This is a genomic window from Brevundimonas sp. P2_A6, from assembly GCF_056404975.1.
The window spans coordinates 64,328-79,252 of the sequence record NZ_JBFUCZ010000004.1 but is presented as its reverse complement, the minus strand read 5'-3'; the positions used below and the strand labels follow the sequence as shown (position 1 = coordinate 79,252).

General features: G+C 66.7%; 13 protein-coding genes. 12 read left to right on the top strand and 1 reads right to left on the bottom strand.

Annotated features, from left to right (window positions below):
* Positions 1–163 precede the first annotated feature (163 nt).
* From dnaE to AC1DW4_RS11270, 4 genes are all read left to right on the top strand, one after another.
* Positions 164–3,616, top strand: a complete 3,453-nt coding sequence (gene dnaE / locus AC1DW4_RS11285; protein ID WP_477017540.1) for a DNA polymerase III subunit alpha — start codon at positions 164–166, stop codon at positions 3,614–3,616.
* Positions 3,616–5,100, top strand: a complete 1,485-nt coding sequence (gene dacB, locus AC1DW4_RS11280; RefSeq protein ID WP_477017360.1) for a D-alanyl-D-alanine carboxypeptidase/D-alanyl-D-alanine endopeptidase — start codon at positions 3,616–3,618, stop codon at positions 5,098–5,100. The genes dnaE and dacB overlap by 1 nt, the downstream gene beginning before the upstream one ends.
* A gap of 67 nt (positions 5,101–5,167) precedes the next feature.
* Entirely contained in the window at positions 5,168–5,362 is a 195-nt protein-coding gene (locus AC1DW4_RS11275) for a hypothetical protein (RefSeq protein WP_477017359.1), read from the top strand.
* 85 nt (positions 5,363–5,447) lie between these two features.
* On the top strand, positions 5,448–6,038 hold the full coding sequence (locus AC1DW4_RS11270) for a DUF4142 domain-containing protein (protein ID WP_477017358.1): 591 nt from the start codon (positions 5,448–5,450) through the stop codon (positions 6,036–6,038).
* A 205-nt stretch (positions 6,039–6,243) separates the two neighbouring features.
* Here the strand turns inward: AC1DW4_RS11270 and AC1DW4_RS11265 are convergent, their stop codons facing one another.
* Positions 6,244–7,278 carry a hypothetical protein gene (locus AC1DW4_RS11265; RefSeq protein ID WP_477017357.1) on the bottom strand — a complete coding sequence of 345 codons (1,035 nt, stop codon included), beginning with the start codon at positions 7,276–7,278 and terminating at the stop codon, positions 6,244–6,246.
* Between the two features lie 216 nt (positions 7,279–7,494).
* On the opposite strand from AC1DW4_RS11265, the gene rpsB reads away from it, so the two are divergent.
* The 8 genes from rpsB (at position 7,495) to AC1DW4_RS11225 (ending at position 14,921) form a co-directional block, all read left to right on the top strand.
* The gene (rpsB, locus tag AC1DW4_RS11260) at positions 7,495–8,391 is read left to right on the top strand and encodes a 30S ribosomal protein S2 (protein ID WP_477017356.1); all 897 of its coding nucleotides are present in this window, start codon (positions 7,495–7,497) and stop codon (positions 8,389–8,391) included.
* 99 nt (positions 8,392–8,490) lie between these two features.
* A complete protein-coding gene (gene tsf, locus AC1DW4_RS11255) occupies positions 8,491–9,435 on the top strand; it encodes a translation elongation factor Ts (RefSeq protein WP_477017355.1) in 945 nt (314 codons plus the stop codon).
* 98 nt (positions 9,436–9,533) lie between these two features.
* On the top strand, positions 9,534–10,274 hold the full coding sequence (gene pyrH, locus AC1DW4_RS11250; RefSeq protein WP_477017354.1) for a UMP kinase: 741 nt from the start codon (positions 9,534–9,536) through the stop codon (positions 10,272–10,274).
* Positions 10,275–10,299: 25 nt separating this feature from the next.
* On the top strand, positions 10,300–10,857 hold the full coding sequence (frr, locus tag AC1DW4_RS11245; RefSeq protein ID WP_209320968.1) for a ribosome recycling factor: 558 nt from the start codon (positions 10,300–10,302) through the stop codon (positions 10,855–10,857).
* 34 nt (positions 10,858–10,891) lie between these two features.
* Positions 10,892–11,647, top strand: coding sequence for a polyprenyl diphosphate synthase (gene uppS / locus AC1DW4_RS11240; protein WP_477017353.1), 756 nt, complete (start codon positions 10,892–10,894; stop codon positions 11,645–11,647).
* Positions 11,647–12,471, top strand: coding sequence for a phosphatidate cytidylyltransferase (locus AC1DW4_RS11235; RefSeq protein WP_477017352.1), 825 nt, complete (start codon positions 11,647–11,649; stop codon positions 12,469–12,471). Before uppS ends, AC1DW4_RS11235 begins: the two co-directional genes overlap by 1 nt.
* The gene (gene dxr, locus AC1DW4_RS11230; protein ID WP_477017351.1) at positions 12,468–13,664 is read left to right on the top strand and encodes a 1-deoxy-D-xylulose-5-phosphate reductoisomerase; all 1,197 of its coding nucleotides are present in this window, start codon (positions 12,468–12,470) and stop codon (positions 13,662–13,664) included. The genes AC1DW4_RS11235 and dxr overlap by 4 nt, the downstream gene beginning before the upstream one ends.
* Before the next feature lie 39 nt (positions 13,665–13,703).
* A complete protein-coding gene (locus AC1DW4_RS11225) occupies positions 13,704–14,921 on the top strand; it encodes a M50 family metallopeptidase (protein WP_477017350.1) in 1,218 nt (405 codons plus the stop codon).
* Positions 14,922–14,925 lie beyond the last annotated feature (4 nt).

Genomic DNA, 14,925 nt, shown 5'->3' with positions numbered 1-14,925 from the left:
ACATAGAACAATACCAGAACACGCAATCTGGGGATAAGGCGATGACACGGGTGGTTCGGGAAACTCTGTCGCTTGCATCGTGCGGCGGCTTTGTCTGGATGGTCTGGCAGGTCGCCCTGTTGGCGAGATGAGTCGCCTCCGGCCTGACATCGAGGTTCAGGCCATCTCCGACAGCCCCCAACAGTCCGGTTTCGTCCATCTGAGGGTCCGCTCGGCCTATTCGCTGCTGGAAGGCGCGATCAAGGCGGGCAAGGTCGGGAAACTGGCGGCGGACACGGGGATGCCGGCCGTGGGCGTCGCGGACCGGGTCAATCTGTTCGGGGCGCTGGAGTTCTCCGAGGCCGCCAAGTCGGTGGGGGTCCAGCCGCTGATCGCCTGTGCCCTGCCGGTGACGGGCATCGGCGGCAAGCGGACCGAACGCTGGGCCAAGGTGCCGACCATCGTCCTGATCTGCCAGAACGAAGCGGGGTGGCGGAATCTGTGCGCTCTGTCGTCGGAGGCCTATCTGCTGGCCGGGGATGAGGAACCCAATGTGGCCTGGAGCCGGGTCGCGGAGCTGTCCGAGGGGCTGATCCTGCTGTCCGGAGGGCCGGACGGGCCTGTCGATCCGCTGTTCGTGCAGAACAAGCCGGCCGAGGGCGCCAAGGCCCTGGCGGCGATGACCGAGGCATTCGGCGACCGCTTCTATGTCGAGTTGCAGCGGCATGGGCTGCCGGACGAAGCAGCGGCGGAACGGGGTCTGGTCGACTGGGCCTATGGCCACGACGTGCCGCTGGTGGCGACGAACGACGTCCATTACGCGCGGCGCGAGCAGGCGCGTTCGCACGACGCCTTGCTTTGCATCGCCGACGGAGCCTTCACCGGTCAGGAGGATCGCCGCCGCATTACCGACCAGCATTTCTTCAAGACGGCGGCGGAGATGCGGACCCTGTTCGCCGACCTGCCGGAGGCCTGCGACAGCACCATCGAGATCGCGCGTCGCTGCGCCTTCCTGGTCAAGACCCATCCGCCGATCCTGCCGCGCTTTGATGCCGGCGACGGACGGTCGGAGCCCGAAGAGCTGATGCACCAGGCCCGCGAGGGTCTGAAGGCCCGGCTGAAGCTGGTGACGCCCTCCGCGCCCGAGGCCGACTACTGGACCCGGCTGGAGTGGGAGGTCGGGATCATCACCCAAATGGGCTTCCCCGGCTATTTCCTGATCGTGTCGGACTTCATCAAATGGGCCAAGGCGCACGGGATTCCCGTGGGACCGGGCCGGGGGTCCGGGGCCGGGTCGCTGGTCGCCTGGGCCCTGACCATCACCGATCTGGATCCTCTGCGGTTCGGCCTGCTGTTCGAGCGGTTCCTGAACCCCGAACGGGTCTCCATGCCCGACTTCGACATCGACTTCTGTCAGGAGCGGCGCGAGGAGGTCATCACCTACGTCCAGGAGCGATACGGCAAGGACCGGGTCGCCCAGATCATCACCTTCGGCACGCTGCAGGCGCGGGCCGTGCTGCGCGACGTGGGCCGGGTGCTGCAGATGCCGCTGGGACAGGTCGATCGCCTGGCCAAGATGATCCCGAACAACCCGGCCAATCCGACGACCCTGGCCCAGGCGATCGAGATCGAACCGCGCCTGAGGGAGGCGCGCGACGCCGACCGGGCCGTGGCGACCCTGCTGGAGACGGCGCTGGAACTGGAGGGGCTGTACCGCAACGCCTCGACCCACGCGGCGGGCATCGTCATCGGCGACCGGCCCCTGGTCGAGCTGACGCCCCTGTATCAGGACCCGCGCTCCGACATTCCGGCCACCCAGTTCAACATGAAATGGGTCGAACCGGCCGGTCTTGTGAAGTTCGACTTCCTGGGGCTGAAGACCCTGACGGTGCTGGACCGGGCGCACGGATACCTGAGCCGACGCGGGGCCGCGCAGGACTTCAACCTGCTGCCGCTGGATGACGGCAAGACCTATGAGCTGATGGCGTCGGGCCAGACGGTCGGGGTGTTCCAGCTGGAATCCCAGGGGATGCGCGACACCCTGAGGAAGATGCGCTGCGGCTCGATCGAGGAGATCACCGCGCTGATCTCGCTGTATCGGCCCGGCCCGATGGAGATGATCGACACATATATCGACCGGAAATTCGGCCGGGCCGAGGTCGATTACCTGCATCCCAGCCTGAAGGAGACGCTGTCGGAGACCTATGGCGTCATCATCTACCAGGAGCAGGTGATGAAGATCGCCCAGATCCTGGCGGGCTACAGCCTGGGCGAGGCCGACCTGCTGCGTCGCGCCATGGGCAAGAAGAAGAAGGAGGAGATGGACGTCCAGAAGGCGCGTTTCATCAAGGGGGCCTCCGAGAAGTCCGTGCCCGAGCAGCAGTCCGACGGCATCTTCGAGCTGGTGGCAAAGTTCGCGGGCTATGGCTTCAACAAGTCCCACGCCGCCGCCTATGCCCTGATCAGCTATCAGACGGGCTGGCTGAAGGCGAACCACCCGGTGGAGTTCTTCGCCGCCTCGATGAGCCTGGACGTGTCGAACACCGACAAGCTGGCGGTCTTCTATCAGGACGCCCGGAAGTTCGGCGTGCCGGTGCGCGCGCCCGACGTGAACGCGTCCTCGGCCGACTTCGACGTGACCTGGGAGGAGGGGGCCGGCGCGGTGCTCTATGCGCTGGGGGCCATCCGCAACGTGGGGCTGGAGGCGATGAAGCACGTCGTCGAGGTGCGCGAGACGGGCGGGCGTTTCGCCGACATCTTCGATTTCCTGGAGCGGGTCGATCCGCGCGCCGTCAACAAGCGGGCGCTGGAGGGTCTGGCCAAGGCCGGGGCGTTCGACAGCATCCACCCCAACCGGCGTCAGCTGTTCGAACAGGCCGACACCCTGATGGCCTATTGCCAGAGCGTGGCGGCGGATCGGACCTCGTCGCAGGTGTCGCTGTTCGGGGCCGATCAGGCCGGGGCGTCTCGGCCACGGCTGAAGGCGGTCGAGCCCTGGGTCGGGCCCGAACGGCTGGATCAGGAACTGTCGGCGGTCGGCTTCTACCTGTCCGGCCACCCGCTGGAGGACATGGAAGGGGCGCTGCGCCGCAAGCGCGTGACCTTCGTCGCCGAGGCGGTGCAGCGGGCGGAGCAGGGCCACGACGCCTTCATGATGGCCGGCGTCGTGCGTCGCCGTCAGGAACGGGCCAGCGCCAAGTCGGGCGAAAAGTTCGCCTTCGTCACCTTCTCGGATCCGACGGGCGAGTTCGAATGCCTGTTCCCGCCGGAACAACTGAGGAAATGCAGGGACCTGCTGGAGGTGGGCTCGGCCCTGATGGTGCGGGTCCGCGCCAAGTCCTCGGACGGAGAGGTGCGGTTCTTCGGCGACGACTGTTCACGGCTGGAGACGCTGGTGGACGACGCCTCCGTCGGTCTGCGGGTTCACGTCTCGGCGCGGACGACCGATCCGGCGGCCATTCAGGCGCGGCTGGCGCGGGCGACGGCACCCAGCAAGGGCGGGGAGATCACCCTGATCGCCTCGCTGGACGGACGCCGCGAGGTCGAGATGCGGCTGCCCGGCCGCTACCGGCTGGACGGGGCGCTCAGGGGTGCGCTGAAATCCGCGCCGGGCGTCTTGATGCTGGAAGACGCCTGATGCGCCGGGCCGCCTGGATGGCGGCCCTGTGGTCGCTGATCGCGGCCGTGGCCATTTCGGCGAGCGGGTGCGCCTCGGTGAATGGATTCACCGGCACGCCACCCTCAGCCGTTCGGGCCATTCTGGACGAACCCGCCCTGGCGGGGACCCGTTGGGGCCTGATGGCGGTGACCGCCGAGGGCGAACCGGTCATCGCCCTGAACGCCGACCAGAGGTTCATTCCAGCGTCCAACACCAAGATATTCACCACGGCCGCCGCCTTCGCCCTTCTGGACGATCTCGACGCGCCCGGTGCGTTGAACGGGACCTCTGTCCGGCTGGAAGAGCGCTCGCAAGGTGGGGCTGCAGATGTCGTGCTGATCGGCGCGGGCGATGCCCAGCTCGGCGACGGACCTGCTTGCGTCGCCGATTGCCTGTCGGAACTCGCGGACGCCACGGCCACGCGGGTCCGGCGTGTCGGCGACGTTATCGGCGACGATGGGCTGTATCCCGACGAGCGATGGGGTCCCGGCTGGAGCTGGGAGGACATGCAGGAGTCCTTTGGCGCCGCCGTCTCAGCCCTGACGGTCAACGACAATGTCGTCGTTCTGGAGGTCACCCCTGGTGCGGCCGTCGGCGCAGCCGTGCAGGCGACCTGGCGAGCGGGCGACGATCTGCAACCGATCGAGATCGGCGCGGTGACGACCGCGGACGGCGACGCCGATCTGAGACTGGAGCGACGGCCAGGACAGGAGGGGGTTCGGCTGGATGGCCGGATGCCGCTCGGGGGCACGATGGCGAGCCTGCGGGTCGGGCTGGATGACCCGGCCCTGACGGCGGCGCGGCGCTTCCGGCGTCTTCTGGAAGCAAGGGGCGTGACGGTCGAGGGAGAGGTTCGTTCGCGTCACCGGTCGCGTACGCTGGCGGATGAAAACGCTAGGCGGGCCGGGAACGACGGCGCGGAGGTGGCGCATCTGGCGCGGCCGCCGCTGCTGGCCACCCTGACCCGCACGGCCAAGTTCAGCCAGAATCTGCACGCCGAACTGATGCTGCGCCGGCTGGGCCTGCTGGAGGGGACAGGCTCCCGCGCCGACGGCCTGAGCCAGGTCGAGGCCGTGATGGCGACGGCGGGCGTGCCGCGCGGGACGTTCGACCTGTACGACGGGTCCGGCCTGTCGGCCTACAACCGCGTCACGCCGCGCGCCGTGACGACCTTCCTGCTGTGGTCGATGCATCAGCCCTGGGGCGAGGCGTGGCGGGCGACCCTGCCGGTCGGCGGGCGGGATGGGACGCTGCTCCGTCGCTTCGTCGGCACGCCGCTGGAGGGGAAGGTGTTCGCCAAGACGGGCACGCTGAACGGCGTCACTGCCCTGGCCGGATTCCTGACGGCGACCAGCGGGCGGACGCTGGTGTTCGCCATCTATGCCAACGACCGTCCCTCGACGGCGGGCTCGGCGCTGGAGGCGATGGACCGGGCGCTGGTCGCGCTCGCACAGGCGAACTGATCCCAAATCCGCTTGCCCCGACCCGCGAAACCGTCAGATATGGTGACGCTTAACCCTGGGGTCGCTCATGTCCGAAAAGCCTTCCGCCTCCACCCTGCGCCTGCTGGTCGGGATCATGCTGGGCGGATCGCTCGCCTTGATCGCGCTCGCCGTCTGGATGATCGTCAAGGATGAGGGGTCGCCCGTGTTCGTGGCCGTTGCGGGGTCGATGCTCGCCGCCTTCGCCGCCATCATCGCCTCCCAGTCCAAGCCCAAGGCCTGAGACCATCCGCCTGTGTCGGATAGTGGACACAGGAACGGGCGCGTCGCATCCGGGTTTGGCCTTCAACGCCATGAAGGAGACACCCATGACCCGAATGCTTCTTGTCGGCACCGCCGCACTCGCCCTGTTGGGGGCCTGCAGCCAGTCGAATGACCCCGCCGACGATGCCGCCGCCGCCGTCAACGCGACCCAGGACGCCATGTCCGCGCCTGTCGGCCAGACCTCGGCCGCGACGCTGGGGGCCAACACGGCCGGTGGCTTCGTCACCGCGCTTGCGACATCCGACATGTATGAACTGGCCGCCGCCGACATCGCCAACGCCAAGTCCAGCAATGCGGGCGTCAAGGAACTGGCCGGGATGATCAAGACCGACCACACCGCCTCGACCGCCAAGCTGAAGACCGTCGCCCCGACCGAAGCCGCCGACACGCCCCTGCCGACCGGGCTGGACGAGCGTCGTCAGGGCCTGATCGACAATCTGAACGCGGCGGCCCCCGCCGATTTCGACCGGGTTTTCCTGACCCAGCAGGTGGCCGCCCACAACGAGGCCCTGACCCTGCTGAACGGCTTCAAGGACCACACCGAGACGCCGGGCCTTGCCGCCCTGGCCACCGAGGTCATCCCCAAGGTGACCATGCACCGCGACCGCGCCCAGGAACTGCTCGACGCGATGTAGGTCTGGACGACAGCTCAGGCTGGAGGAGGGCGGTCTCGAGAGAGGCCGCCCTTCTTCGTCGCAGGGTTCCGTTTGTCGTTGGTTTCAGCCTGCGGCTGGCCGATGGGGCATGATAAACCAACCTGCTGGGAAAATCTTCGATGTGTGGTTAGATTGAGCCGACTGATAGTCCTTCGCGACGCGGCCACCCGCATCCAATGACTTTCTAGTCGGTGACCGCGACGAGCATCGGCGTATAGCCGCTAAGCGACATGCCCCAGTTAACATCCGTTGCTAGGATTAGAACTAGGCCGACCTGCGAGAGTTGGATGCCTGCGAAGGGCTCGGCTTCGGGCATGTCCGAGGTCTCCACCTCGCCGCCACCCGAAACGAACACCTTCCCCGGCGCGATCGCGAACCAGCCGTCCGGCGTCGGGGCAAGTCCGAACAACGGCCATGTGCTGTGGGAGAGCACCCCGATAGAATCCGGAGGACCGTCCAGTTCGCGACTAAATACTAGGGTTGCCTCATCACCACAGACTCGCATGACGCGACCGTGAGACAGCATGTGGGACAGGCCGATGGATGCCAGAAGACATTCGGCATGATCAACGTCGGGAACCAGACCGGTGATCGGATCGCACTCAGCCGCAAGCGGGCCGTCGCACGGATTGTCATCGACCTTGCGAACCTCGACCAGCCTCGAGGAGCCTGGCGCGATCCGCCACAGTCCGCCGCCCCATTCTCCCTGATTGAAGCCGATATAGATCGACCCGTCAGGCGTTGAGGCCATGGTCATGACGCCAAAATGACGCCCGAAGCCTTCGATCGCCTGCCGGTGCCACTGCCCCCCGTCGCTGCGGTAAAGGGCGTCCTGGGTGACAATGACCCAGTCCGGACCGACCCGCAGTAGGCCGAGAGCATCCGCCCGAAGCGAAGGCGTAAGGGATTGGTTCGCTTCCGCATCCCTCACCAGGAACCGGTTCGGCGTCCCGCCATCCGATTGGAGCACTAGGGTTCGACCGGAGTCGCGTAGCAAGTCCGCAGCGCCTTGCTCGACGACAATGCGCCGCTCGCCGTCGGACCGGTCGAAGACGACCACGGCCCCGGTTGCGTTTCTGAGCCAGAGGCGATCCGCTGTGGCGACGCCCTCGACAAGCCGGGCACCAAGCACAGGATCGCTCGGCGGCGACGGAACGTTCTGTGCGGCCGCCGAGCCGGCGCTGAAAAGGATCAAGAGCAAAAGAACTATGATGCGCATGATGCGACCCTAGCGCGAAATGCAGAGGGTGTCGCGGCGCGCATAATGGCCCCAACCCACACCCGCCTTGCCTTATCCCCCCAACCCGCCTATATCGCCGCCCACTTCACACGCAGGCGTGGCGTGTTCGGGGAGACATCCCGGACGCTCCGTTCCGAGGGACCATTTGGTCCTTTCACCGTCTGCGGCGGAATAATCGGAAAAAGGACTTTCCCAATGGCTCTGCCAGACTTCTCCATGCGCACCCTGCTCGAGGCAGGCGCTCACTTCGGCCACCAGACGCACCGGTGGAACCCGAAGATGGAACGCTATATCTTCGGTTCGCGCTCCAACATCCACATCATCGACCTGTCGCAGACGATGCCGCTGTTCCACCAGGCGCTGGTGGCCGTGCGCGAAGTCGCCGCCAAGGGTGGCCGCGTCCTGTTCGTCGGCACCAAGCGCCAGGCCGCGGAGCCCGTCGCCGAGGCTGCCAAGCGCTGCGCCCAGTACTACATGAACAACCGCTGGCTCGGCGGCACCCTGACCAACTGGAAGACCGTCTCGGGCTCCATCGCGCGTCTGCGCGAGCTGGAGGGCATTCTGGAGCGCGGCGGCGAAGGCCGGGTCAAGAAGGAACTGGTCAACCTGGCCCGCGAAAAGGAAAAGCTGGAACTGTCGCTGGGCGGCATCCGCGACATGGGTTCGATCCCCGACATCATGTTCGTGATCGACACCAACAAGGAAGCCATCGCGATCCTGGAAGCCCGCAAGCTGAACATCCCGATCATCGCGATCCTGGACACCAACTCCGATCCCGACGGCATCACCTATCCGATCCCGGGCAACGATGACGCCGCGCGCGCCATCCAGACCTATTGCGACCTGATCGCCGACGCCGTCCTGGACGGCCTAGCCGCCGGCGCCGCCAACTCGGGCGTCGACCTGGGAGCGATGGAAAACCCCGTCGAACCGATGCTGGCCGAGGCCTCTGCCCCGGTTGACGCCGATGCAGCGCCTGCGGGCACCGAGGCTGTCGCCGAGGAAATGCTGGCCGCTTCGGGCGAAGAGACGCCTGCCGAAGAGCCTGCCGCCGAGGCCCCGGCCGCCGAAGCCGAGAAGACCGAAGCCTGATCGTTCGGTCCGGCACACCGGACCGTCCGCAAATCTGACATGCGGCCGGGCTAATCCAAGCCCGGCCGCTCACGCATTCAAGACCTCAGGAGACCAGAAATGGCCGAGATCACCGCCGCCCTCGTCATGGAACTGCGCGCCAAGTCCGGCGTGGGCATGATGGACTGCAAGAAGGCGCTTCAGGAAACCGACGGCGACATCAACGCCGCGATCGACTGGCTGCGCGCCAAGGGCCTGTCCAAGGCCGCCAAGAAGGCCGACCGCGTCGCCGCCGAGGGCCTGGTGGCCGTCGCCTCCAAGGAAGACGGCAAGGGCGAAGTCGGCGCCGCCATCGAGTTCAACTCGGAAACCGACTTCGTCGCCCGCAACGAGCTGTTCCAGAACGCCGCCAAGGCCTTCGCCCAGAAGGGCCTGGAGCATCACACTGTCGAGGCGCTGCACGGCGCCGAGCTGGAAAACGGCAACACCATTCAGGCCGAGGTCACCAACATGATCGCGACCATCGGCGAGAACATGCAGCTGCGTCGCGCCGCCCGCCTGTCGGTCGATGAGGGCGTCGTGGCGTCCTACGTCCACAACGCCGTGGCTCCGGGCCTGGGCCGTATCGGCGTGCTGGTCGCCCTGCACGGCGGTGGCGACAAGACGGCTCTGCGCGAGCTGGGCCGCAAGATCGCCATGCACGTCGCGGCGACCGCGCCCCTGTCGCTGAACACCGACGACCTGGATCCGGCCGCGATCGAGAAGGAACGCTCGGTCCTGACCGAAAAGGCCAAGGAAGAGGGCCGTCCCGAGAACATGATCGCCAAGATCGTCGAGGGCCAGATCAACAAGTTCCAGAAGGACGTGGTGCTGACCAAGCAGCCGTTCGTCATGAACCCCGACGTGACCATCGAACAGCTGGTCGCCGACGCGGGCAAGGAACTGGGCGCGCCCGGCCTGCACCTGGCCGGCTTCGTCCGTCTGGCGCTGGGCGAGGGCGTGGAGAAGGTTGAAGGACCGGACTTCGCCTCGGAAGTCGCCTCGATGATGGCCCCGCAAGGCTAAGCTCGACGCATTCGTGACGATTGGGGCGCGTTCGGCTTTGAAGCCGGGCGCGCCCTTCGTCTATAAGGCATCGTCGATTCCCGCTGAACGAGACCGCCATGCCCGCTGACAGTGCCCCGAAATACAAGAAGGTGCTGCTGAAGGTCTCCGGCGAGGTTCTGATGGGGGACCAAGGCTTCGGCATCGACATGGACACGGTCGACACCGTCGCCCAGGCCATCGCCAAGGTGGCCAAGGGCGGGACCGAAATCTGCCTGGTCATCGGCGGCGGAAACATCTTCCGTGGCCTGTCGACCGCGGCCGCCGGCATGGAGCGGGCCAGCGCCGACTACATGGGCATGCTGGCCACGGTCATGAACGCCCTGGCCATGCAGAACGCGCTGGAAAAGATCGGCGTCCAGACCCGGGTGCAGAGCGCCATCCCCATGGCCGCGATCGCCGAACCCTATATCCGCCGTCGCGCCGTGCGGCACATGGAGAAGGGTCGCGTGGTGATCTTCGCCGCCGGGACCGGCAATCCATACTTCACCACCGATACGGCCGCCGCGCTGCGGGCCGCCGAGATGGGCTGCGATGCCCTGTTGAAAGGCACGTCGGTGGACGGCGTCTATTCGGCGGACCCCAAGAAGGACAAGTCGGCCACCCGCTACGAGCATCTGACCTATCAGGACGTTCTGACCCAGAACCTGAAGGTCATGGATGCCGCCGCCATCGCCCTGATGCGCGAGAGTGGCATCCCGATCGTGGTGTTCTCGATCCGCGAGGAAGATTCGCTGCGCAAGGTGCTGAAAGGCAAGGGAACGTTCACTGTGATCAGCGACCTTCCCGTTTCGGCCTGACAAGAAACGAATTCAGGAGACCCAAATGGCCAAGCCCGATCTGAAGACCTATCGCGACCGCATGGACCGCGCCGTGTCCTCCTTGAAGGAGGAGTTCCAGGGCCTGCGGACAGGCCGCGCCAATGCCGGGCTGCTGGATCCGGTGCAGGTGCAGGCTTATGGCTCTTCCTCGCCGCTGAACGCCGTGGCCGCGATCAGCGTGCCCGAACCGCGGATGATCTCGGTCAGCGTCTGGGACAAGTCGATGGTCGGGCCGGTCGAGAAGGCCATCCGCGCGGCGGGTCTGGGACTGAACCCCATCGTCGATGGCCAGACCCTGCGCATCCCCGTGCCGCCCTTGACCGAGGAACGCCGTCGCGAGCTGGCCAAGCTGGCCGGAAAGTATGCCGAGCAGCAGAAGATCGCCGTCCGCAACGTGCGCCGCGACGCCAACGACGACCTGAAGAAGGCCGAGAAGGCGGGCGAGATCAGTCAGGACGACCAGAAAAAGATGGAAACCGAGGTCCAGAAGGACACCGATGCGGCCATCAAGCGTATCGACGAGACCTTGAAGACCAAGGAAGTTGAGATCATGCAGGTTTGAGGGCCTCCTCTCACCTCGACAGAACGGATATTCGATGACGGCCCAACCCGGCGGTCTGCCAGCCTCTGAGATCGGGCCCCGGCATGTCGCATTGATCATGGACGGCAACGGCCGCTGGGCGCAGGCCCGGGGCTTGCCGCGCGCCATGGGCCATCGCGAGGGCGTCCAGGCCCTGAAGCGCACGGTGCAGGCGGCACCGGATTTCGGCATCGAATGCCTGACGGTGTTCGGCTTCTCGACCGAGAACTGGCGTCGACCGGTCGAAGAGGTGTCCGACCTGATGGGTCTGGTCCGATCCTATGTATCCAGCGACCTGAACCGACTGGCGCGTGAAGGGGTGCGGGTCCGCGTTCTCGGGCGGCGCACGGGCCTGCCCAGCGACATCGACGCCATCATCGAACGCGCCGAGCGCACGACGGCGCATAACGACCGGTTCCTGTTGCAGGTCGCCTTCAACTATGGCGGCCGGGCCGATATCGTCGATGCGGCCCAGGCTCACGTGGAGCGCGTTCTGGCCGGACAGGCGACGGGTCCCCTGGACGAAGACATGCTGGGATCCGGGTTGTCGACGGCAGGGTCGCCGCCGGTCGATGCCATCGTGCGGACCTCGGGCGAGCAACGGTTGTCGAACTTCCTCTTGTGGGAAGCGGCCTATGCGGAGCTGATCTACCAGGACGTTCTGTGGCCCGACTACGGGCCGAAGGCCCTGGCCGACGTGGTGCAGCAGTATCGCGCGCGCGACCGGCGCTTCGGCGCGGTGACCGTCGCCCCCGCGCTCGCGGTCGGCTGATGGCGATGCGGGTGCGCGACATCGGGCTTCGCGCGGCTTCTGCGATCGTTCTGGCACCGGCGGCCGGTGTGGCCACCTGGGCCGGGGGGCCGTGGTTCCTGGCCCTGCTGATCGCGGCCGTCGGCCTGTTGTCTGCCGAATGGGCGATGATGAGCGCGCCCAAGGCCTGGCGCGCGACCGGCACGGCCGTGTTTCTGGCCCTTCTTTGCGCGATCCTGACCGTTCATGCGCATCAGCTTTCGTTGTCGCTGGTTCTGCTGGTGTTTGGGGCCGCCGCCGCTGCGCTTTATGCGCGGGCAAGGGGGCAGGAGGCGCTGGATGCGGCCTATGGCGTTCTGTATCTCGGCTGGCCGGCGGTGCTGGTCATCTGGTTGCGCAACGGACAGGCCGATGATGCCTCGGGCCTGCACTGGACCGTGTTCGTGCTGGCGGTGACCTGGGCGTCCGACATCGCCGCCTATGTATTCGGCAGCCTGCTGGGCGGACCCAAGCTGTGGCCGCGCTTTTCACCCAACAAGACCTGGTCCGGTTTCCTCGGCGGCCTGCTGGCCGGGGTGGTCGCCGGCGCGGCGATCGCAGCCTGGCTGGACATGGGTCCGCTGACCGTTGTCTGGGGGGGCGCGCTGGGGCTGGCGGGCGCGCTGGCGACCATGGCGGGTGATCTGTGGGAGTCGGCGCTGAAGCGGCGGTTCGGCGTCAAGGACGCGGGCAAGCTGATCCCGGGCCACGGCGGGCTGCTGGACCGCGTCGACGGGTTGATGTTCGCCATCGTCGTGGTGGCGGCCGGGCGGCTGGGCGTGCTGCTTCTGGAGCGGGCGGCGTGATCCGGCGGCGCGTCAGCGTGTTGGGGTCAACCGGCTCGGTCGGCACCTCGACCCTGGACCTGATGGAACATGGGCAGGCGGCCGGTTCGGCCGAGTTTCAGGTGGTCGCGCTGACCGGCGGAGCCAATATCGAACGGCTGGCCGAACAGGCCCGGCGCTGGCGGCCCGAGGTCGCCGTGACGGCCGATCCTGCCAGGCTGGAAGCGCTGCGCCATGCGCTGGAGGGCACCGGCATTGCGGTCGCGGCGGGCGAGCAGGCTGTGATCGAGGCCGCGACACGGCCCACCGATCTGGTGATGGCCTCCATCGTCGGGGCGGCCGGGCTGAAGTCGGCCTGGGCGGCGGCGGCGACCGGAGCCACGCTCGCCCTGGCCAACAAGGAAAGTCTGGTCTGCTGCGGGTCCAGCCTGATCGAACGCGTCCAGTCCAGCGGCGGGAGACTGATCCCCGTCGATTCCGAACACTCCGCCATCTTTCAGGTTTTCCCGGCCGAAACGCCGGAGCAGGTGGCGCGCGTGATCCTGACCGCGTCGGGCGGCCCGTTTCGCACCACATCGCGCGAGGCGATGGCCTCGATGACGCCCGAACAGGCCGTCGCCCACCCCAACTGGAGCATGGGGGCCAAGATCTCCGTCGACAGCGCCACCATGGCCAACAAGGGCCTGGAGATGATCGAGGCGGCCTATCTGTTCGGCATGCCGGCGAACAGGATCGACGTCGTGGTCCATCCCGAATCGATCATTCACAGCCTGGTCGAATACATCGACGGATCGACCCTGGCCCAGATGGGGCCGCCCGACATGCGCACGCCCATCGCCTGCGCCCTGGCCTGGCCCGAGCGGCTGGCGTGGCCTGCGCCGCGCCTGGACCTGGCCGCGCTGGGCCGTCTGACTTTCGAAAGGCCCGATACGGAGCGGTTTCCGGCGCTGCGGCTGGCACGCGAAGCCCTGGAGGCGGGGGTGGGTGCGCCGACCATCTTCAACGCGGCCAACGAGGTCGCGGCGCTGGCCTTTCTTGACCGGCGTCTGGCCTTTCTCAATATTGCCGCAGTCATCGCCGAAACGCTTGATCGGATGACGAAGGCGGGGCCGATTTCCGGTTACGACGACGCGTGCGCGGGGGCATTGGCCCTGGATGCGGATGCCCGTCGTCTGGCGATCGGGATCGTCCAGGACATGGCGATCGCTGCCTGAGGGCGTGTCGCGCGCGGCACGGTGGGAGACGACGAGCGAATGCTGAACGCCCTGACCCAGGTCTTGATGACCGTCGTGCCGTTCCTGCTGGTGCTGACCTTCATCGTCACGATCCACGAACTGGGTCACTTTCTGGTCGCGCGCTATTTTGGGGTGAAGATCGACCGGTTCGCCATCGGCTTCGGCAAGGCGATCCTCAGCCGCACGGATCGCCATGGCGTCGAATGGCGGGTCGGCTGGTTGCCGCTGGGCGGCTATGTAAAGTTCTCTGGCGACATGGATGCGTCCAGCGTGCCCGACAGTCGGGGCCTGGATACGCTGCGGCGCGAGATCGTCGCCGAGCAGGGCGTGGGGGCCGAGCGGGACTATTTCCACTTCAAGCCCATCTGGCAGCGCATGCTGATCGTCGCCGCCGGGCCGGTGTCGAACTTCATTCTGGCGATCGCCATATTCACGGTGCTGTTTTCGCTGGTCGGCGTCGATCTTCGTCCCGCGCGCGTGACTGACATCCAGCCTGGTTCGCCCGCCGCCGCCGCCGGCTTCCTCGACGGCGATCTGATCACGGCGATGAACGGCAGGCCCGTCGGCGACGCCGGAGAGGTCGTTCGCAAGGTCAATCTGTCGAGCGGCGACGCCATCCGCTTCACCGTCGAACGCGTCGGCCGGCCGATCGAAGTCGTAGCAGTTCCGGTTCGGACGGCCAGGACCGATCCCATCGCGGGCCGGGTCAATGTCGGCACGATCGGTCTTTCGCTGACCTCAACGCCGGCCGAAACCCGCCATATCCGCTATAATCCGATCGAGGCCGTGGGGCAGGGCGTCCGCGAGACGGGGGACATCCTGGGCACGACGCTGACCTATCTGGGTCGCATCTTCTCCGGCCGTGAGAACGGCGATCAGCTCAGCGGCCCTCTGGGTATCGCCAAGGCGTCGGGGGCCCTGACCAATGCGGCGGTGGCCGCCAATCCCGACCCGTTGGCCATCGCCATCAATCTGCTTCTGACGATGACGAGCTTTGCCGCCATACTTTCGATCGGAATCGGCTTTCTAAATCTGTTGCCCATCCCGGTTCTGGACGGTGGTCATCTGGTTTTCTACGCCTATGAGGCTGTGGCGAGAAAACCCGTGGCGGCCGGCGTTCAGGAGGCGGGGTATCGGGTCGGTCTTGCTTTGCTGGCGGGTTTGATGTTGTTCGCGACCTGGAACGACCTGCAGAAGTTGAACCTGTTCAAATTCCTGGGCGGGCTCGTCTCGTGAGCCG